Genomic DNA, 19,251 nt, shown 5'->3' with positions numbered 1-19,251 from the left:
CATCGCCGGCCGGGCCGGACCTCCGGGCCGGCGGACCGGGGTACTCCCGGCACCGCCTACCCTTGTCGTATGACCAGCAGTGACCGGAGCCAGGCAGTGGACGTTCAGGAACCCAAGAGCTACGAAATCCGCACCTACGGGTGCCAGATGAACGTCCATGACTCCGAGCGGCTGTCCGGGCTGCTGGAGGAGGCCGGGTACGTACCGGCGCCCAAGGGCGGCGAGGGCGCCGACGTGGTCGTCTTCAACACCTGCGCGGTGCGGGAGAACGCCGACAACCGCCTCTACGGCAACCTCGGGCAGCTCGCCCCGAAGAAGGCCGCGCGCCCCGGCATGCAGATCGCCGTGGGCGGCTGCCTCGCCCAGAAGGACCGCGACACCATCGTCAAGAAGGCCCCCTGGGTCGATGTGGTCTTCGGCACCCACAACATCGGCAAGCTGCCGGTCCTGCTGGAGCGCGCCCGCGTCCAGGAGGAGGCGCAGGTCGAGATCGCCGAGTCGCTGGAGGCGTTCCCCTCGACCCTGCCCACCCGCCGCGAGAGCGCGTACGCGGCCTGGGTCTCCATCTCGGTCGGCTGCAACAACACCTGTACCTTCTGCATCGTCCCGGCGCTGCGCGGCAAGGAGAAGGACCGCCGGCCCGGCGACATCCTCGCCGAGGTCGAGGCCCTGGTCGCCGAGGGCGTCAGCGAGATCACCCTGCTCGGCCAGAACGTCAACGCCTACGGCTCCGACATCGGCGACCGCGAGGCCTTCAGCAAGCTGCTGCGCGCCTGCGGGTCCATCGAGGGCCTGGAGCGGGTCCGCTTCACCTCGCCGCACCCGCGCGACTTCACCGACGACGTGATCGCCGCCATGGCGGAGACGCCGAACGTCATGCCGCAGCTGCACATGCCGCTGCAGTCCGGCTCCGACCGCGTCCTGAAGGCCATGCGCCGCTCGTACCGCCAGGAGCGCTTCCTCGGCATCATCGACAAGGTGCGCGCCGCGATGCCGGACGCCGCGATCTCGACGGACATCATCGTCGGCTTCCCGGGCGAGACCGAGGAGGACTTCGAGCAGACCCTGCACACGGTCCGCGAGTCCCGCTTCGCGCAGGCCTTCACCTTCCAGTACTCCAAGCGCCCCGGGACCCCCGCGGCCGACATGGAGGGCCAGATCCCCAAGGCCGTCGTCCAGGAGCGCTACGAGCGCCTGGTCGCCCTCCAGGAGGAGATCTCCTGGGAGGAGAACAAGAAGCAGGTCGGGCGGACGCTGGAGGTCCTGGTCGCCGAGGGCGAGGGCCGCAAGGACGACGCCACGCACCGGCTGTCGGGCCGGGCGCCCGACAACCGCCTGGTGCACTTCAGCCGCCCCGAGGAGCCGGTCCGGCCCGGCGACGTGGTCACCGTGGAGATCACCTACGCGGCGCCGCACCACCTCCTGGCGGAGGGGCCGGCCAAGGCGGTCCGCCGCACCCGGGCCGGCGACGCCTGGGAGAAGCGCAACGCCACCCCGGCCGAGAAGCCCAAGGGCGTGCTGCTGGGCCTGCCCACCATCGGGGCCCCGGCGCCGAGCCCCGCGCCCGCGGCCGGCTGCGGCTGCGACTGACCCGCAGGGAACGACCGGCCCCGGGGCGTTACGCTGCGTGGCATGCTCGTAGCCGCCGCCATCTGCCCCTGTCCGCCCCTGCTCGTCCCGGAGGTGGCCGCCGGCGCCGCACCCGAGCTGGACGCGCTGCGCGCCTCCTGCGTGGACGCGATCGGTGTGCTGGCGGCCGCCCGCCCGGACCGGCTGGTGGTCCTCGGCCCCGCTGAGGAGACCGGCCGGGGCCCGCACCCGCAGGGCGCCGTCGGCTCCTTCCGCGGCTTCGGCGTGGACCTCCAGGTCTCCCTGGGAGCCGCCGAGCGCGCGCCCGAGGGGGAGCTCCCGCCGTCGCTGGCCGTCGGCGCCTGGCTGCTGTCCCGTACGGACTGGAACGACGCGCCCGTGGAGGGGCTGGGCGTGGGGGAGTCGCTGCCCCTTGAGCGGTGTCTGCCGGTGGGCCGGGAGATCGCCGCCGCCGCGCCCCGGGTGGCGCTGCTGGTGATGGGCGACGGCAGCGCCTGCCGGACGGTGAAGGCGCCCGGCTACTTCGACGAGCGGGCCGAGGGCTTCGACGCCGCGGCGGGCCGCGCCCTGGGGGCCGCCGACCTCCCCGCGCTGACCGCGCTCGACGCGGAGCTGGCCGCCGGCCTGCAGGCGTCGGGACGCTCCTGCTGGCAGGTCCTGGCGGGTGCCGCCGAGGGCGCGGGCCTGACCGGCCGCCTGCTGCGCGAGGAGGCACCGTACGGCGTGGGCTACTTCGTCGCCACCTGGTCGTAGCCGGCGACGTCCCCGGGACACGACAGCGGCCGCGGGGTCGAGCCACCCCGCGGCCGCTGCGCCATGCCCGCTCCGGGCGCGGCGGGGCTACTGCCGCGCGCCCTCGCCGGACTCCCGGTCCGCCGCGGCCCGGGCCGACTGCTGCCGGGGGATCCCGGCGCTCTCGGCCGCCTGCTCGGCGCGGGGCTCGCCGTCGTCGGCCCGGGGGCCGTCCTCGGGGGCCGTCTCCCCGGTCGTGTCACCGGTCGTGTCACCGGTCGTGTCACCGGAAGCCTCCGGCGCCGCGCCCTTGGCCGCATCCCCTGCTTCCGCCGTGGCCGCCGCGTCCTGCGAGGCTTCGCCGCCCCCCGGGGCCTCCGCGGCCTCCTCGGCGCTCTCGGTCCGGTCGGCCTGCGCGGCGCCGGTCCGCTCGGCGGCGTCGGTGTCGTCGGCGGCGACGGTGTTCCCGGCGTCCTCGGCGTCCTTGGCGTTCTCGGCGTCCTTGGCGTCCGCCGAAGCGCCCGACTCCGCCGGCTCCTCCGCCTCGGCCGTCACCACCGCAGCGGCAGCCTCCTCCGTCGATGCTTCGGACTTGCGGCGGCGAAACCGCGAAAACACGCCCATAACTGCTCCTACGCTATTCATGTTGGGCGAAATCCCAGGCCGCCCGGAGCGGACCGTTGCGCCGCCCACGGGCGCCGGTGCTGCACCGGCTCTCGGGACCTCGCAACAGGCAACGACCCTCATCGGTGGCCCGTCACGTCGCTCGTTCGAGATGGGGGCGTGATGTTTGCGAGACTGACGGGGTGAACACCGCTGTTCCCGCTCCGCGGGTCATCGCCGTCGTCGGCCCCACCGCGGCCGGAAAGTCCGATCTGGGCGTCGCGCTCGCACAACACGTGGGCGGCGAGGTCATCAACGCCGACTCCATGCAGCTCTACCGAGGCATGGACATCGGCACCGCCAAACTCACGCCCGAGGAGCAGCAGGGCGTACCGCACCGCCTCCTGGACATCTGGGACGTCACCCGCGCCGCCAGCGTCGCCGAGTACCAGCGGCTGGCCCGCGCCGAGATAGACCGGCTGCTCGCCGAGGGCCGCACCCCGGTCCTGGTCGGCGGCTCCGGCCTGTACGTACGCGGCGCCATCGACGCCCTGGAGTTCCCCGGCACCGACCCGGAGGTGCGCGCCAGACTGGAGGCCGAACTGGCCGAACGGGGCAGTGGTGCCCTGCACGCCCGTCTGGCCGCCGCCGACCCCGAGGCCGGCCGCGCGATCCTGGCCAGCAACGGCCGCCGCATCGTGCGCGCCCTGGAGGTCATCGAGATCACCGGCCGTCCCTTCACGGCCAACCTCCCCGGCCACGACTCGGTCTACGACACCCTGCAGATCGGTGTCGACGTCGAGCGCCCCGAGCTGGACGAGCGGATCGCGCGGCGGGTCGACCGGATGTGGGAAGCGGGCCTGGTCGACGAGGTGCGCCGCCTGGAGGCCGAGGGGCTGCGCGAGGGCCTTACGGCGTCCCGGGCGCTGGGCTACCAGCAGGTGCTGGCCCAGCTGGCGGGGGAGTGCACCGAGCAGGAGGCGCGCGACGAGACGGTGCGCGCGACCAAGCGCTTCGCACGCCGTCAGGACTCGTGGTTCCGCCGGGACCCCCGGGTCCACTGGCTCAGCGGCGCGGCCGACCGTCGCGCGGAACTTCCCGGGCAGGCCCTGGCCTTGCTCGAACGACCGGTCACAGCCTGATCACGTCATGGCATCGGGACGCTCCGGCCGTCATCCGGGCCCCTGAGGCCGTGTCATCATCGACCTTCGATCGAGGCGTGCAGTCTGCAGTGGGGAGGGCGCGTGGCAATGGAGGCCGGCCCTCGCAACAGAGCCCAGCAGTCGGACGACGACGCTGATGCGGCACGGCTCGCCGACGACGGCCCGGACCCCCGGGACGCCCTGTCCGGCGCCGCCGACGTCGGTTCCGGACCGCTCACCGACCCGGACGCCCTGGACGACTCGGACGGCCCGGACGCCGGCGCCGACGGGCCCGGCGAGGGGGGCGAGTCCTTCCGGGAACTGCGCCCGCCGCGCCGGCTGCGCCTGTGGCAGCTCGCGCCGATCGTCGCTCTCGCCGCCGTCGGCTCGCTGATGTTCGCCTTCCCGCTCGCCTTCGAGTTCGGCGGTGACGGTGGCGCGGTGATCGCGATGCTCGGCCTGCTGCTGTGCTGCTGCGCCGCCGGCTGGGGCATGATGGCCGCCCGCCGCGTCGGCTACACCTGGCCCGGCCTCCCGGCGCGCGGCTCCGGCCGCCGCGCCAACTGGCGCGTGGTGCTCCTGTACGCCCTGGTGGTGGCCGTCCCCGCCTCGCTCGCCATCTGGCGCGTGGCCCGGCTGCGCTGACCGGCCGCCCACCGCGCGCTGCGCCCGTCGGGAGGTGCCGGGCAGCCGAGCCCCGCCTCCTCCGGGACGCCGCTCTCCGCGCCCCCGTCAAGCCGTTCCTCCCGTCACCCCCGTACGATGCAGGAGTGACCAGCACCGAGCGCATCGCCTTCCTCAAGGGCCACGGCACCGAGAACGACTTCGTGATCGTCCCCGACCCGGACGGCCGCCTCGATCTGCCCGCGACCGCCGTCGCCCGGATCTGCGACCGGCGGGCCGGGCTCGGCGGCGACGGGGTGCTGCGCGTCGTGCGGTCCGCCGCGCACCCGGAGGCGCGTGCCCAGGCCGACGAGGCCGAGTGGTTCATGGACTACCGCAACGGCGACGGCTCGATCGCCGAGATGTGCGGCAACGGCACCCGGGTCTTCGCCCGCTATCTGCTGCACGCCGGCCTGGTGGAGCCCGGCGACCTCGCCATCGCCACCCGCGCCGGCGTACGCCGTGTGCACCTGGCCAAGACCGGTGACGTCACGGTCTCCATGGGCCGCGCCGAGCTTCCCGAGGAGGGCGTCGTCGTCACCCTGGGTGGCCGCAGCTGGCCGGCCCGCAACGTGAACATGGGCAATCCGCACGCGGTGGCGTTCGTCGAGGATCTGGCGCACGCCGGTGACCTGCTGTCCGTACCGCCGTTCAGCCCAGCGGCGGTTTATCCCGACGGCGTGAACATCGAGTTCGTCGTCGACCGCGGCCCGCGCCATGTGGCGATGCGGGTCCATGAGCGCGGCTCGGGCGAGACCCGCTCCTGCGGCACCGGCGCCTGCGCGGTCGCCGTCGCCACCGCCCGCAGGGACGGCCTGGACCCGGCGCGGACCGGCACGCCCGTCACGTACACCGTCGACGTCCTCGGCGGCAGCCTGGCGATCACCGAGCTGCCCGACGGCACGGTCGAGATGACCGGACCGGCCGAGATCGTCGCCGAGGGCACCTTCGATCCCGCCTGGCTGACCGCCGCGCTCGCCTGACCGGACCGGGACGGATCCGGCCCGACCGGCCCCACCGCAGCGGTTCCAGCCAAAAGATTCGCTCGAACGGGTGATCCGTATCACTCTGAGCGAGAGGTGGACAGCGCTGCGTGATGGGCTCGATAGCATCAAGCACCGGCCCGGGCGTCCCAACTGACGCGTCCGGCCGCCGGTCGACGCTGCCGGAGGTGCCCATGAGCGCAGAGGCCACTGACCCTGGTAACGCTGGAGCAGCGGGCCGCAGGCGCGGCCGTCGCCGACTGGAACTCAGAGGGCTGCGCCGCATCGGCCGGGCCGCGCTCCTCGGCCCGGCACCGCGCGACGGCCTTCCGCACGCCCTCGAACACGTCGCCAAGGTGCATCGCGGCCATCACCCCGACGCCGACCTGGACACCCTCGCCAAGGCCTATCAGCTCGCCGAGTCCTCGCACCGCGGCCAGCTCCGCAAGAGCGGCGAGCCGTACATCACCCACCCGCTGGCGGTGACCCTGATCCTCGCCCAACTGGGCGCGGAGACCACGACGTTGACCGCCTCTCTGCTCCACGACACCGTCGAGGACACCGAGGTGACGCTCGATCAGGTGCGGGAACGGTTCGGCGCCGAGGTCAGCTACCTGGTCGACGGCGTCACCAAGCTGGAGAAGGTCGACTACGGCGCGGCCGCCGAGCCGGAGACCTTCCGCAAGATGCTGGTGGCGACCGGCAACGACGTCCGGGTGATGTCCATCAAGCTCGCCGACCGGCTGCACAACATGCGCACCCTCGGGGTGATGCGGCCCGAGAAGCAGGCCCGGATCGCCAAGGTCACCCGCGATGTGCTGATCCCGCTCGCCGAGCGCCTCGGTGTCCAGGCGCTCAAGGCCGAGCTGGAGGACCTGGTCTTCGCGATCCTGCACCCGGAGGAGTACTCCACCACCCGGGCCCTGGTCCGCGAGTACGCCACCCGGCCCGACCCGCTCGCCGCCATCGCGCAGCGGGTGCGCACGGTCCTGGCCGAAGCCGGCATCGACGCCGAAGTCCTCGTCCGCGCACGGCACTTGGTCTCCGTGCACCGCGTGCGGCTGGCGCGCCACGAACTGACGGGCGCGGACCTGGGGCGGCTGCTGGTGCTCGTGGCGGAGGACGCGGACTGCTACGCCGTCCTCGGTGAGCTGCACACCTGCTTCACCCCGGTCGTCTCCGAGTTCAAGGACTTCATCGCGGCGCCCAAGTTCAACCTCTACCAGTCGCTGCACACCGCCGTCACCGGCCCGTCCGGGGAGATCGCCGAGACGCTGATCCGCACCCACCAGATGCACCGGGTCGCCGAGGCCGGGGTGATCGCGCTGGGCAATCCCTACGCCCCCACCGACGGCGCGGACACCCCCGAGGGCGAGCGCGCCGACCCGACCCGCCCCGGGTGGCTCTCCCGGCTGCTGGAGTGGCAGCGCACCACCCCCGACCCGGACACGTTCTGGACCTCACTGCGTGACGACCTCGCCCAGGACCGGGAGATCACGGTCTTCTGCGCCGACGCCGACACGGGTCGCGCGGCGGGTTCGACCGGGGCCGGCGGCGGCGCCATCGGCCTGCCCGCCGGGGCGAGTTGTGTGGACGCGGCGTACGAGCGGCACGGCGAGGCGGCGCACTGCTGTATCGGCGCCCGCGTCAACGGCCGGCTCGCCACGCTCGCCACCGTCCTGCACGACGGCGACAGCCTGCAGCTGCTGATGGCCCCGGACTCCGCGGCCGGCCCCTCGCCCGAATGGCTCGACCACGCCCGAACACCCGCCGCCCGGCTGGCCATCGCCCGGTGGCTCGCCGGGGAACCGGGCGCCCGCCCGGCGGCCCCCGGTGAGGGACCCGCCGCGGCGCCCCCCGCCGACCGCCCCGCCGCCGGCCCGGACCGCTCGGGGGCCACCCAGGCCACTCGCGGCTCGGTCCTGGCGGTCGCGGACCTGCCCGGCGCCGCGGTCCGGCTGGCCGGCTGCTGCACCCCGGTACCGCCGGACACCGTCACCGGATTCGCCGTACGCGGCGGCACGGTCACCGTCCACCGCGCCCTGTGCCCCGTGGTGGCCCGTATGGCGGCCACCGGCCGTCAGCCGGTCACGGTGCGCTGGCGGGGCGCCGGCCAGGGCGGCCACGGCTGCCGGGTCACCCTGACGGCGGAGGCCTTCAGCCGGCCGCACCTGCTCGCCGACCTCACCGAGGCGATCGCCTCCCAGGGCGCCGCGGTGGTGTCGGCCGCCGTCGAACCCCCGCACGAGCAGCGGGTCCGCCATACGTACACGCTCCATCTGCCCAACGCCGCCGGCCTGCCGTCCCTGATGCGGGCGATGCGCCAAGTGCCCGGCGTCTTCGACGTGTTGCGGGCCGGCCGCACCCGCCAGGCCGCCGCCCTGCGCCCCTGAGCCGCCACCGCCCGCCCGCCGACCGGCCGCAGGGAACGCGCCCCAGGGCCTGTCCGATGGGTCAGGGCCGGAAAGGCCCCAGGTCGTGTCCGCAAAGTGCCGTCGTCCGCCCGCAGGCCAGGCGGGACTTTGCGGACACGACCTAAGACGGACGCACGATCCGCCGCCCGTTCGGGTGTCGTTTGCCGCCTTGCCCACGGCGGAGGCGGCCGCGTTGGTAGCCGTAGTTCATGTCCCTTGACTCGCGTCGACCGTCCGCCGACTCCGACCGCCCCCTGCCCGCTGCCCCGAGCGGCCGGATCCGCTGGACCGGCCGCCGGGCCACCGCCCTGGGGCTGGCCGCCGTCGCCACCCTCGGCGTGGCCGCGCCGCAGCCCGCGGGGCCGCAGGGCCTGGGCGACCGGCTCTTCCCCACGCTCGGCAACACCGGCTACGACGTCACGTCCTACGACGTCACCCTGGACTACTCGGGCCACAACGACCGGCCGCTGAAGGCCACCACCGAGATCACCGCCAAGGTCACCACCGAGCTCGACCACCTCAACCTCGACTTCGACCGTGGCGCCGTGAGCTCCGCGAAGATCGACGGGCAGCCCGCCCAGCACGAGCAGCACGGTGAGGACCTCGTGCTCACCCCGGCTGCCCACCTGTCCCGGGGGAAGGAGGTGAAGATCGTCATCCAGCACACCAGCGACCCCCGCGGCAAGAGCGACGGCGGCTGGATCCGCACCTCCGACGGGCTGGCGATGGCCAACCAGGCGGACGCCGCGCACCGCGTCTTCCCCTGCAACGACCACCCCTCCGACAAGGCGCTGTTCACCTTCCACATCACCGTGCCCCAGGAGCTGACCGCCGTCGCCAACGGGCTGCCGGTGGGCTCGGGCAGCCGGGCGGCGCGGCGCACCTGGACCTATCGCACCGGCCACCCGATGGCCACCGAGCTGGCGCAGGTCTCCATCGGGAAGTCCAGTGTGCTGCTGCGGAACGGGCCGCACGGCCTGCCGATCCGCGACGTCGTACCGACCGTGGACCGGCACCTCCTGGAGAAGTGGCTGGCCAGGACCCCGAACCACGTCTCCTGGATGGAGCGCAAGCTCGGCCCCTACCCCTTCGAGGCGTACGGGGTGCTGATCGCCGACGCCAGGACCGGCTTCGAGCTGGAGACCCAGACCCTCTCGCTCTTCGAGAAGAGCCTGTTCACGAACCCGCAGCTGCCCGCGTGGTACGTCGAGTCCGTGATGGTGCACGAGCTGGCCCACCAGTGGTTCGGCAACAGCGTCAGCCCCCGGCGCTGGTCCGACGTCTGGCTCAACGAGGCCCATGCCACCTGGTACGAGGCCCTCTACGCCCAGGAGAAGGGCGGCCGGATCTCCCTGGACAGCCGTATGCGCAGCGCCTACGAGCAGTCCAACGGCTGGCGCGCCGAGGGCGGGCCGCCCGCCGCGCCCAAGGCCCCCAGCCCCGGCGAGAAGATCAGCCTCTTCCGCCCGGTGGTCTACGACGGCAGCGCACTGGTCCTGTACGCCCTGCGGCACAAGATCGGCGCCGCCGCCTTCGACCGCCTCGAACGCGAGTGGGTGACCCAGCACCGCGACGGCGTGGCGGACTCCGCCGACTTCATCGCGCTGGCCTCCAAGATCTCCGGACAGAACCTCGCGAGCTTCTTCAAGGGATGGCTCTACGGCGAGCGGACGCCTCCGATGCCCGGCCACCAGGAGTGGCGGCCGAGGAAGGCGACCGGGAACCCCGGAATGCCCGCAAGGCCCGGAAAACCCGCGTGACGGCCCTCCCTGGCCCGTGCGACCATCTTCGGGTCGACGACGACCGGCCCGGGAATCTCCGGGACGCCTCGTACGTTGACACCAGCGACAGTCCCGGTGGGACCGGCAGGTCCCCTTGAGGGCTTCCCAACGACGCAAAGGATCAAATGACCTCCTCTTCTTCCCTTCCGCAGGACCGGCAGCGCCTCCCCGAGAGCCTTCGGGCCGACGCCCTGATGGAAGAGGACGTCGCCTGGAGCCACGAGATCGACGGGGAGCGTGACGGCGACCAGTACGACCGCTCGGAGCGGGCCGCGCTGCGCCGCGTCGCGGGCCTGTCCACCGAGCTCGAGGACGTCACCGAGGTCGAGTACCGCCAGCTGCGCCTGGAGCGCGTGGTGCTCGTCGGTGTCTGGACCGCGGGCACGGTGCAGGACGCGGAGAACTCCCTGGCCGAGCTCGCAGCGCTGGCCGAGACCGCCGGTGCCCTGGTGCTCGACGGCGTCGTCCAGCGCCGTGACAAGCCCGACCCGGCCACGTACATCGGCTCGGGCAAGGCGCTGGAGCTGCGGGACATCGTGCTGGAGTCCGGCGCCGACACCGTGGTGTGCGACGGTGAGCTCTCCCCGGGCCAGCTGATCCACCTCGAGGATGTCGTCAAGGTCAAGGTCGTCGACCGGACCGCGCTGATCCTCGACATCTTCGCCCAGCACGCCAAGTCCCGGGAGGGCAAGGCGCAGGTCGCGCTGGCGCAGATGCAGTACATGCTGCCCAGGCTCCGTGGCTGGGGCCAGTCGCTGTCGCGGCAGATGGGTGGCGGTGGCTCCGGTTCGGCGGGCGGCGGTATGGCCACCCGTGGTCCCGGTGAGACCAAGATCGAGACGGACCGGCGGCGGATCCGCGAGAAGATGGCGAAGATGCGCCGGGAGATCGCGGAGATGAAGACCGGCCGGGACATCAAGCGCCAGGAACGCCGGCGCAACAAGGTCCCCTCGGTCGCCATCGCCGGCTACACCAACGCCGGCAAGTCCTCGCTCCTCAACCGCCTCACCGGTGCCGGTGTGCTGGTGGAGAACGCCCTGTTCGCCACCCTGGACCCGACCGTGCGGCGGGCCGAGACGCCCAGCGGGCGGCTCTACACCCTCGCCGACACCGTCGGCTTCGTCCGGCATCTGCCGCACCACCTCGTCGAGGCGTTCCGCTCCACGATGGAGGAGGTCGGCGAGTCCGACCTCATCCTGCACGTGGTCGACGGCTCGCATCCGGTGCCGGAGGAGCAGCTGGCCGCCGTCCGCGAGGTGATCCGCGATGTGGGCGCCACGGACGTGCCCGAGATCGTGGTCGTCAACAAGGCCGACGCGGCCGATCCGCTGGTGCTCCAGCGTCTGCTGCGCCAGGAGAAGCACGCCATCGCGGTCTCGGCCCGTACGGGCCAGGGCCTGGCGGAGCTGCTGACCCTGCTCGACGACGAGCTGCCGCGGCCGCAGGTCGAGATCGAGGCGCTGGTGCCCTACACCCAGGGTGCCCTGGTCTCGCGGGCGCACGCCGAGGGCGAGGTCATCTCCGAGGAGCACACCGCGGACGGCACGGTCCTCAAGGCGCGGGTGCACGCGGAGCTGGCCGCGGAGTTCGAGCCGTTCGTGCCGGCGGCGTAACCGGCCCGCAGGAGACACGACGAAGGCCCGCCCCGGGGAGACCGGGGCGGGCCTTCGTCATGGTCGTTCATGGAGCGGCGCGGGGACGCCGTCGGCACGCCGGAGCGCCCCCGCCGTGGACGGCTACTGCTTGGCAGCCCACTTCTTGCTCATGTTGTCGAACAGGGTCTTGGCCTCGGCACCCAGGTGCGGACCGGCCGACCAGCGGGCCGGACGCGGACCCATCGACATGTTGGAGACCAGCACCGGCTTGCCGTCGGCGCCCTTGATGAACCAGGGGCCACCGGAGGAGCCACCGGTCATGGTGCAGCCGATGCGGTACATGGTCGGCTTCTTGGCGTCCATCGTCAGACGGGTCGGCTTGTCGGTGCACTGCTGCTGCGCCGCACCGTCGAACGGCGCCTCGGCCGGGTAGCCCTGCGCGGTCAGGCTCGGGATCTTGCCCATGGCCGGGGCGTTGAAGTCGACCGCGTACGCGCCGCCGGCGACCTCTTCCAGCGACTTGCCGCCGGTGGACGACTCCGGCTTCACATGCATCAGCGCGTAGTCGTACGGAGCCATCGGCACGCCCGGAACGGCGCCGCCGTCCTTGATCCACTCATTGGACGTCGCCATGTCGTCGGCCCACCACTTGCCCGCCGGGACGCGGTCCTCGAAGGGCGTGGCCTTCAGCTTGTCGGCGGAGACGCCGTTCTTGTTGAAGTTCGGCACGAACATCATGTTGCGGTACCAGCCGCCGTTCTTGCCGGCGTGCACACAGTGCGCGGCGGTCCACACGAGGTTGGACTTGCCGGGGTGCGCCGGGTCCTTGACGACGGTGGCCGAGCAACGCGACTCGCCCTCAGGGGTGCTGAACAGCAGCAGACCCACACCGGCAGCGGTGGAGGTGTAGGGGGTCTTGACCGGCTGAGCCTGGACGGCGGCCGGCTCGGGGTCGGTCTTGCCCTGGTCCTCGGAGATGTCCCCGGGCTTGCTGGGGTCCTTCGGGGGCTTGACCTTTTCGATCTTGTCCGGGTTCCAGAAGTCCTTGATGATCGGGTTGATGAACTCCCCGGCCTCCCGGAGCCACTTGTCCCTGTCCCAGTTCTTCCACGCGCCGTTCTTCCACTTGTCCAGGTCGACGCCGTGCTCCTTGAGCTTGTCCTGGATGTCCTGGGGGATCTTGATCTCACCCCCACCCGTGGTGTCCGCCGCGGACTGGCTGGGCTTGGCGTCCGCGTTGCCGCCCTCGGGGCCGCAGCCGGTGGCGGTCAGAGCCACGACGGCGGTGAGAGCGGCGGCGGCCAGGACTGGCCGGCGTATGGATCGCATGGGTGTTGTCCCCCTGGGTGAATCGGGCTGAGCCGGTGTGGCATGAGCGGAGTCGCGCCGGATGGAACTTGTCATGAACCCCAAGATCTCGGCGCAACACCCCACTATGCCGGTGACGAGGGAGACGGCGGTACTCGGGGTCCCGGTTCCCAGCCGTCAAGGATCTTGTTCGCAACCGTGATCCGGCGTCGCCGGCGTCGTTGGTACGTACGGGGGACAGCCGGGCTGCCCGCACGACCCGCGCGCTGTTCAGCAGCTCACCAAGCAGGAGGACACAACTGCCGTGGCGTTGACCGACACCGTGCCGGCGGCCGCGCCGCCGGCCCACGAGGGGATTCTGCGCCGACAGTCCCTGCGTGAGTCCGCTGCCCGCACCTACGCACGCTCGCTGCCCATCGTCCCGGTGCGCGCCCGCGGGCTGACCATCGAGGGCGCCGACGGCCGGAGATACCTCGACTGCCTCTCCGGCGCCGGCACCCTGGCCCTCGGCCACAACCACCCGGTGGTGCTCGAAGCGATCCGCGCGGTCCTCGACTCCGGCGCGCCGCTGCACATCCTCGACCTGGCCACGCCCGTCAAGGACGCCTTCACCACCGAGCTCTTCGCCACGCTGCCCGCCGAATTGGCGGACAACGCCCGCATCCAGTTCTGCGGCCCGGCCGGCACGGACGCCGTCGAGGCCGCCTTCAAACTCGTGCGCACCGCGACCGGCCGGGACGGCCTGATGGCGTTCTCCGGCGCCTACCACGGCATGACCGCCGAGGCGCTCGCCGCCTCTGGGGGAGCGCAGCACACCAGCGTGGTCCGGCTGCCCTACCCGTACGACTACCGCTGCCCCTTCCAGACCGGTGGCGAGCGCGGCGCCGAACTCGCCGCACGCTGGACCCAGAACCTGCTCGACGACCACAAGAGCGGGGTGCCCCGGCCGGCCGGGATGATCCTGGAACCCGTCCAGGGGGAGGGCGGCGTGATCCCCGCCCCGGACAACTGGCTGCGGCGGATGCGGGAGCTCACCGCCGCCCGGCAGATCCCCCTGATCGTGGACGAGGTGCAGACCGGCGTCGGCCGCACCGGCACCTTTTGGGCGGTCGAACACAGCGGCATCGTGCCGGACGTGATCGTGCTGTCGAAGGCGATCGGCGGCAGCCTGCCGCTCGCCGTGATCGTCTACCGGGAGGAGCTCGACGCCTGGCAGCCCGGCGCGCACGCCGGCACCTTCCGCGGCAACCAGCTCGCCATGGCCGCCGGAGCCGCCACCCTCGCCTACGTCCGCGCCAACGGCCTCGCCGCCCGCGCCGCCGAACTCGGCGCCCGGATGCTCGCCCGGCTCCGCACCCTCGCCGACGCCCACGACTGCATCGGCGACGTCCGCGGACGCGGACTGATGCTCGGCGTCGAACTCGTCGACCGGGAGGCGGACGCCGACGCCACCGGCGCCCGCCCCGCCGCCCCCGAGCTCGCCGCCGCCGTCCAGCGCGCCTGCCTCAACCGCGGCCTGATCGTCGAACTGGGCGGCCGGCACTCCGCCGTCGTCAGGCTGCTGCCACCCCTGACCATCACCGACGAACAGGCGGACGCGATCCTCGACCGCCTCGCCGACGCCGTCCTGGCGGCGGTCCGCACCACCCCCGGGCCGACGGGCTCATCCCCCACGACACTGCGAGGCACCTCCGCATGAACGAACGCCCCGGCCCCGACAACGCCCAGCCCGCCGAGCGGATCCCGGACCGGCACCACAGCGCCGGCACGCTGGAGTCCGTACCGCGCCAGCAGCGACGCACCCCCGGCGACACCTGCCACCAGCAGACCCACGAAGAACCCTGCCAGGCCACCGGTCCGGGCGCTCCCGGCCGCCACGAGCGGGCCCGCCACGGCGACCACGACCCCCTCGACCACCCGGACCCGGCGGTCGCCGCCGACGCCGCCGGCATCGAGCACCTCCTGCGCTGCTGGCTCCGCGAGAACGGCACCGCACGCCCGGCCGGCGGCCGCCTGCGCATCCCCCTGCGAGCCGCCGCCAGCGCCCTGCACATCCCCGTCCGCTACTGGTCACCCACCGGCTGGCACCGCCTGGGCGCGCCCACCCTCGAAGGCACCCCGGCCGGCGCCGCCCCGCTGGACGCCGTCACCCTCGCCGCGCTGCTGCGCCGGGAGGCCGCGCACGGCGGCGACCGGCGGGCCTCGGACGGCGGCGAGCACCGAGTGGCGGACGGCGAACGGCCGGAGCCGGAGGCCGAGCAGCCGCAGACACCGGACGGCGAGGGCGCCGAACTCATCGGACGGGTCGCCAACTCCGTACGCAACGTGGCCACCTTCCTCGCCGACCGTCGCGCCAGGCCCGCCGACGACCATGGCGACCTCTTCCTCGAAGCCGAGCAGTCCCTGCTCCTCGGCCACCCGCTGCACCCCACGCCCAAGAGCCGCGAGGGCCTCTCCGACGCCGAGACCCGCGCCTTCTCGCCCGAACTGCGCGGCGCCTTCCCGCTCCACTGGGTGGCCGTGCACCGCTCCGTCGTCGCCACCGACTCCGCCTGGACCGAACGCGGCAAGCCCGTCTCCGCCGAGCAGCTCGCCGCGCGCCTCGCGGGAGACGGCCTGTCCCTGCCGGAGGGGACCGTGCCGCTGCCGCTGCACCCCTGGCAGGCCAGGGAACTCGCCGACCGCCCCGACATCGCCGCACTCCGCGAGGCCGGTCTGCTGCGCGACCTCGGGATCCACGGCCCCCGCTGGCACCCCACCTCCTCCGTCCGCACCGTCTACCGCCCCGGCGCGGACGCCATGCTCAAACTCTCCCTCGGGCTGCGCATCACCAACTCCCGCCGGGAGAACCTCCGCAAGGAACTCATCCGCGGGGTCGAGGTGCACCGGCTGCTGCGCACCGGCCTCGCCGAGCAGTGGCAGGCCGCCCATCCCGGCTTCGACATCGTCCGCGACCCGGCCTATCTCGCCGTCGACGGCCCCGACGGCGAACCCGTCCAGGGCCTCGACGCCGTCATCCGCCACAACCCCTTCAGCACCGGCGACGACGCGGTCTGCATCGCCGGCCTCACCTCTCCCCGGCCCTGGCCCGGCCACGCGGGCGCCCGCTCCCGCCTCGAGGACCTCGTCGGCACGCTCGCCGCCCGCACCGGCCGCGCCCTGGGCGCCGTCGCCACCGAGTGGTTCCTGCGCTACCTCGAAGCGGTCGTACGGCCCCTGCTGTGGCTCGACGGTACGGCCGGCGTCGCCCTGGAGGCCCACCAGCAGAACACCCTGGTGCTGCTCGACCCCGACGGCTGGCCCGTCGGCGGCCGCTACCGCGACAACCAGGGCTACTACTTCCGCGCCTCCCGCCGCGCCGAGCTGGAGCGACGGCTGCCCGGCATCGGCGCGGCCAGCGACACCTTCGTCGCCGACGAGGTCACCGACGAGCGCTTCGCCTACTACCTGGGCATCAACAACGTCCTCGGCCTCATCGGCGCCTTCGGGGCCCAGCGCCTGGTCCGCGAGGAGATCCTGCTGGCCGCCTTCCGGCGATTCCTCGACAGCGCCGCCGCAGCGCCCCGCGCGCACCGCTCCCGGCTCCCCGACCAGCTGCTGTCCGCCCGCACCCTGCGCTGCAAGGCCAACCTCGCGACCCGCCTGCACGGGCTCGACGAACTCGTCGGCCCGGTCGAGACCCAGTCCGTCTACGTCACCCTGCCCAACCCCCTGGCCTCCTAGCCGCCCGCCACAGCCCGCCGCAGCGAAGTCACCCCACGAGCCCCCGGCGCCGGCATCCCGCGACCCACAAGGCCACGCGGGAGCCGGCCACGAGAGGAGAGCGTCGCCGTGCCACCCACCGAGTCCGGCCTCGGCTCCAGCTCCGACGACACCCAGGATCGCCGACTCCCGCCGGAGTCGCGCGCGCTGCTCACCGGAGGACGCCGTCGGCCGTCGCGCCCGGTCCTCACCGGCACCGGCCCGCTGCTGGACAACCTGGCGGGCTGGGGACCGGCCGACACCACCGCCGGGCCGTTCGAACTCGTTCCCGTCCGGCCGGCCCGCGACCTCGACCGGATCACCGGCTGGATGAACGATCCCGCAGTCGCGGCCTTCTGGGAGCTGTCCGGACCGCCCGGGACCACCGCCGCCCATCTGCGCGACCAGCTCGACGGCGACGGCCGCAGCGTGCCCTGCCTCGGTGTGCTGGGCGGCGTCCCGATGAGCTACTGGGAGATCTACCGCGCCGACCTGGACCCCCTGGCCCGCCACTACCCGGCGCTGCCCCACGACACCGGGATCCATCTGCTCATCGGCGGTGGCGCCGACCGCGGCCGCGGCCTGGGCAGCACCCTGCTGCGCGCCATCGCCGACCTCGTGCTCGACCGCCGCCCGCAGTGCACGCGGGTCATCGCCGAGCCCGATCTGCGCAACACCGCCTCCGTCGCGGCCTTCCTGGCCGGAGGTTTCCGCTATACCGAAGAGCTCGAACTGCCCGGCAAACGCGCGGCGTTGATGATCCGCGACCGCGCCCACCGCCACCTGCACTGAATCCGGGGCCGTCCATCGCCGTTCCCGGTCCGGTCCGCCGTCCACCGCGCCGCCCCGGTTGTCCCCCGCACGTGCCGGAGCGGTCCCGCTTCGAGGGAGTCCCGTCTTGCCGCCTGAACCCCAGCCTTCGCACAGCGCCTGGCAGCACGCCGCGCGCCGACTGTTCGCCAAGATCCTGGCCGAGTTCGCGTACGAGGAAGTCCTCACCCCCGAGCCCGACGGCACCGCCGCGGACGGCACCCCGCAATACCGCCTGCCGGTCACCGACGAGCTGGTCTACCGCTTCCGCGCCCGCCGGGGCGCCTACGGGCACTGGCGCGTCGACCCCCACTCGATCACCCCGGCGACCGACCCCTTCGACTTCCTCACCCACGCCCACGACACCGTCCTGCACCTGTCCGGCGACACCACCGGACACCTGATCCGCGAGCTGACCGCCACCCTCGCCGCCGACACCCGCCTCGACGCCACCGCCCTCAGCGCCGCCGAGCTCGCCGACCTCGACTACGCCTCCCTCGAAGGGCACCAGACCGGCCACCCCTGGCTCGTCGCGAACAAGGGACGGCTCGGCTTCTCCGCCGCCGACGCGGCGACCTGGGCCCCGGAAGCCCGCACCGCCCAGCGCCTGCCCTGGCTCGCCGCGCACCACCGCCTCGCCCACTACCGCGGTATCCCCACGCTCGCCACCCCCGATCGTCTCTACGGCGAGGAACTCGCCCCCGCCACCCGTCACGCCTTCGCCCGCGCCATCACCGACCAGGGCCAGGACCCCGCCGACTACCTCTATCTCCCCGTGCACCCCTGGCAATGGGACGAGACCATCGCCCCGCTCTTCGCCCCGCAACTCGCCGACAGATCCATCATCGCGCTGCCCACTGACAACGACCTCCGCCTGCCGCAGCAGTCGATCCGCACCTTCCTCAACCTCAGCCGGCCCGAGGCCCGTACGGTCAAACTCCCGCTGTCCATCCTCAACACCCTCGTCTGGCGCGGTCTGCCCACCGAGCGCACCCTCGCCGCGCCGGCCGTCACCCGCTGGGTCCACGGACTGCGCGACGCCGACCCCTACCTGAGCGACGAGACCCGGGTGATCCTGCTCGGCGAGACCGCCTCCGTCACCGTCGAGCACCCGCTCTACGACCGGCTGCCCGGCGTCCCGTACCAGTTCAAGGAGTTGCTGGGCTGCATCTGGCGCGAGCCGATCAGCGGATACCTCGACCCGGGCGAGCGCGCCCGCACCCTGGCCTCGCTGCTGCAGACCGACCCCCGGGGCCGGGCCCTGACCACGGAGCTGGTGCACCGCTCGGGGCTGCCCCCGCGCGAGTGGCTCGGCCGGCTCTTCGCCGCGCTGCTGCCGCCCCTGCTGCACTTCCTCTACCAGTACGGCACGGTGTTCTCCCCGCACGGCGAGAACGCCATCGTGGTCTTCGACGAGCACGACGTGCCCACCCGCCTCGCGGTCAAGGACTTCGTCGACGACGTCAACACCACCTCCCAGCCGCTCCCGGAGCACGACTCCATGCCGGACGACGTCCGCACGGTGCTGCTGACCGAACCGCCCTCCTTCCTCACCCAGTTCATCCACTCCGGCCTGTTCGTCGGCGTCTTCCGCTACCTCGCGCCGCTGTGCGCGGACCAACTGGACGTCCCCGAGGCCGAGTTCTGGTCACTCGTACGGGCGGAGATCCTGCGCCACCACGAACGCTTCCCCGGCCTGAAGGAGCGGCACGAGACGTTCGACCTGCTCACCCCGCGGATCGAGCGGCTCTGCCTGAACCGCAACCGTCTGCATGTGGACGGTTACCGCGACCGCCACGAGCGCCCGCACGCCGCCGTCCACGGGACCGTCCCCAACCCCCTGCACGCCCCGTGACCGGACCGGCTGTCAGTGGTCCCGCGTAGGCTTG

14 protein-coding genes are annotated in these 19,251 nt (G+C 73.2%); 12 read left to right on the top strand and 2 right to left on the bottom strand.

The features are described 5' to 3' along the window. Nucleotides 1–69 precede the first annotated feature (69 nt). Together miaB and ACZ5XZ_RS24410 are read left to right on the top strand one after the other, a co-directional pair. Complete coding sequence (gene miaB / locus ACZ5XZ_RS24415; RefSeq protein ID WP_468981445.1) at nt 70–1,590, top strand: tRNA (N6-isopentenyl adenosine(37)-C2)-methylthiotransferase MiaB; 1,521 nt, start codon at nt 70–72, stop codon at nt 1,588–1,590. 42 nt (nt 1,591–1,632) lie between these two features. Then, complete coding sequence (locus ACZ5XZ_RS24410; protein ID WP_468981443.1) at nt 1,633–2,343, top strand: class III extradiol dioxygenase subunit B-like domain-containing protein; 711 nt, start codon at nt 1,633–1,635, stop codon at nt 2,341–2,343. 87 nt (nt 2,344–2,430) lie between these two features. Here the strand turns inward: ACZ5XZ_RS24410 and ACZ5XZ_RS24405 are convergent, their stop codons facing one another. Further along, nucleotides 2,431–2,940 carry a hypothetical protein gene (locus ACZ5XZ_RS24405; RefSeq protein ID WP_468981440.1) on the bottom strand — a complete coding sequence of 170 codons (510 nt, stop codon included), beginning with the start codon at nt 2,938–2,940 and terminating at the stop codon, nt 2,431–2,433. Nucleotides 2,941–3,128: 188 nt separating this feature from the next. Between ACZ5XZ_RS24405 and miaA the strand changes: the two genes are divergently transcribed. The 6 genes from miaA (at nt 3,129) to hflX (ending at nt 11,521) form a co-directional block, all read left to right on the top strand. Next, on the top strand, nt 3,129–4,067 hold the full coding sequence (gene miaA / locus ACZ5XZ_RS24400; RefSeq protein ID WP_384434382.1) for a tRNA (adenosine(37)-N6)-dimethylallyltransferase MiaA: 939 nt from the start codon (nt 3,129–3,131) through the stop codon (nt 4,065–4,067). Between the two features lie 108 nt (nt 4,068–4,175). Continuing rightward, entirely contained in the window at nt 4,176–4,712 is a 537-nt protein-coding gene (locus ACZ5XZ_RS24395; protein WP_468981545.1) for a hypothetical protein, read from the top strand. Nucleotides 4,713–4,837: 125 nt separating this feature from the next. Continuing rightward, nucleotides 4,838–5,713, top strand: coding sequence for a diaminopimelate epimerase (gene dapF, locus ACZ5XZ_RS24390; protein WP_468981438.1), 876 nt, complete (start codon nt 4,838–4,840; stop codon nt 5,711–5,713). Nucleotides 5,714–5,907: 194 nt separating this feature from the next. Continuing rightward, nucleotides 5,908–8,106: a RelA/SpoT family protein gene (locus ACZ5XZ_RS24385; RefSeq protein ID WP_468981436.1), complete on the top strand. Its 2,199-nt coding sequence runs from the start codon at nt 5,908–5,910 to the stop codon at nt 8,104–8,106. A gap of 230 nt (nt 8,107–8,336) precedes the next feature. Continuing rightward, nucleotides 8,337–9,887, top strand: a complete 1,551-nt coding sequence (locus tag ACZ5XZ_RS24380; RefSeq protein ID WP_468981434.1) for a M1 family metallopeptidase — start codon at nt 8,337–8,339, stop codon at nt 9,885–9,887. A 146-nt stretch (nt 9,888–10,033) separates the two neighbouring features. Continuing rightward, nucleotides 10,034–11,521: a GTPase HflX gene (gene hflX / locus ACZ5XZ_RS24375; RefSeq protein ID WP_468981432.1), complete on the top strand. Its 1,488-nt coding sequence runs from the start codon at nt 10,034–10,036 to the stop codon at nt 11,519–11,521. Between the two features lie 123 nt (nt 11,522–11,644). Here hflX and ACZ5XZ_RS24370 read toward each other — a convergent pair whose 3' ends face one another. After that, a complete protein-coding gene (locus ACZ5XZ_RS24370) occupies nt 11,645–12,832 on the bottom strand; it encodes a trypsin-like serine peptidase (protein ID WP_468981430.1) in 1,188 nt (395 codons plus the stop codon). Nucleotides 12,833–13,115: 283 nt separating this feature from the next. On the opposite strand from ACZ5XZ_RS24370, the gene ACZ5XZ_RS24365 reads away from it, so the two are divergent. The 4 genes from ACZ5XZ_RS24365 (at nt 13,116) to ACZ5XZ_RS24350 (ending at nt 19,217) form a co-directional block, all read left to right on the top strand. Beyond that, complete coding sequence (locus tag ACZ5XZ_RS24365; RefSeq protein WP_468981428.1) at nt 13,116–14,510, top strand: diaminobutyrate--2-oxoglutarate transaminase family protein; 1,395 nt, start codon at nt 13,116–13,118, stop codon at nt 14,508–14,510. Further along, nucleotides 14,507–16,534: an IucA/IucC family protein gene (locus ACZ5XZ_RS24360; protein ID WP_468981427.1), complete on the top strand. Its 2,028-nt coding sequence runs from the start codon at nt 14,507–14,509 to the stop codon at nt 16,532–16,534. The genes ACZ5XZ_RS24365 and ACZ5XZ_RS24360 overlap by 4 nt, the downstream gene beginning before the upstream one ends. A 108-nt stretch (nt 16,535–16,642) precedes the next feature. Next, on the top strand, nt 16,643–17,344 hold the full coding sequence (locus ACZ5XZ_RS24355; protein WP_468981424.1) for a GNAT family N-acetyltransferase: 702 nt from the start codon (nt 16,643–16,645) through the stop codon (nt 17,342–17,344). A 106-nt stretch (nt 17,345–17,450) separates the two neighbouring features. After that, complete coding sequence (locus tag ACZ5XZ_RS24350) at nt 17,451–19,217, top strand: IucA/IucC family protein (RefSeq protein WP_468981423.1); 1,767 nt, start codon at nt 17,451–17,453, stop codon at nt 19,215–19,217. Nucleotides 19,218–19,251 lie beyond the last annotated feature (34 nt).

Source organism: Streptomyces sp. NPDC033270, assembly GCF_055576575.1.
Note: the sequence above shows the minus strand (reverse complement) of the source record. Positions and strands in the feature narration are given on the sequence as shown.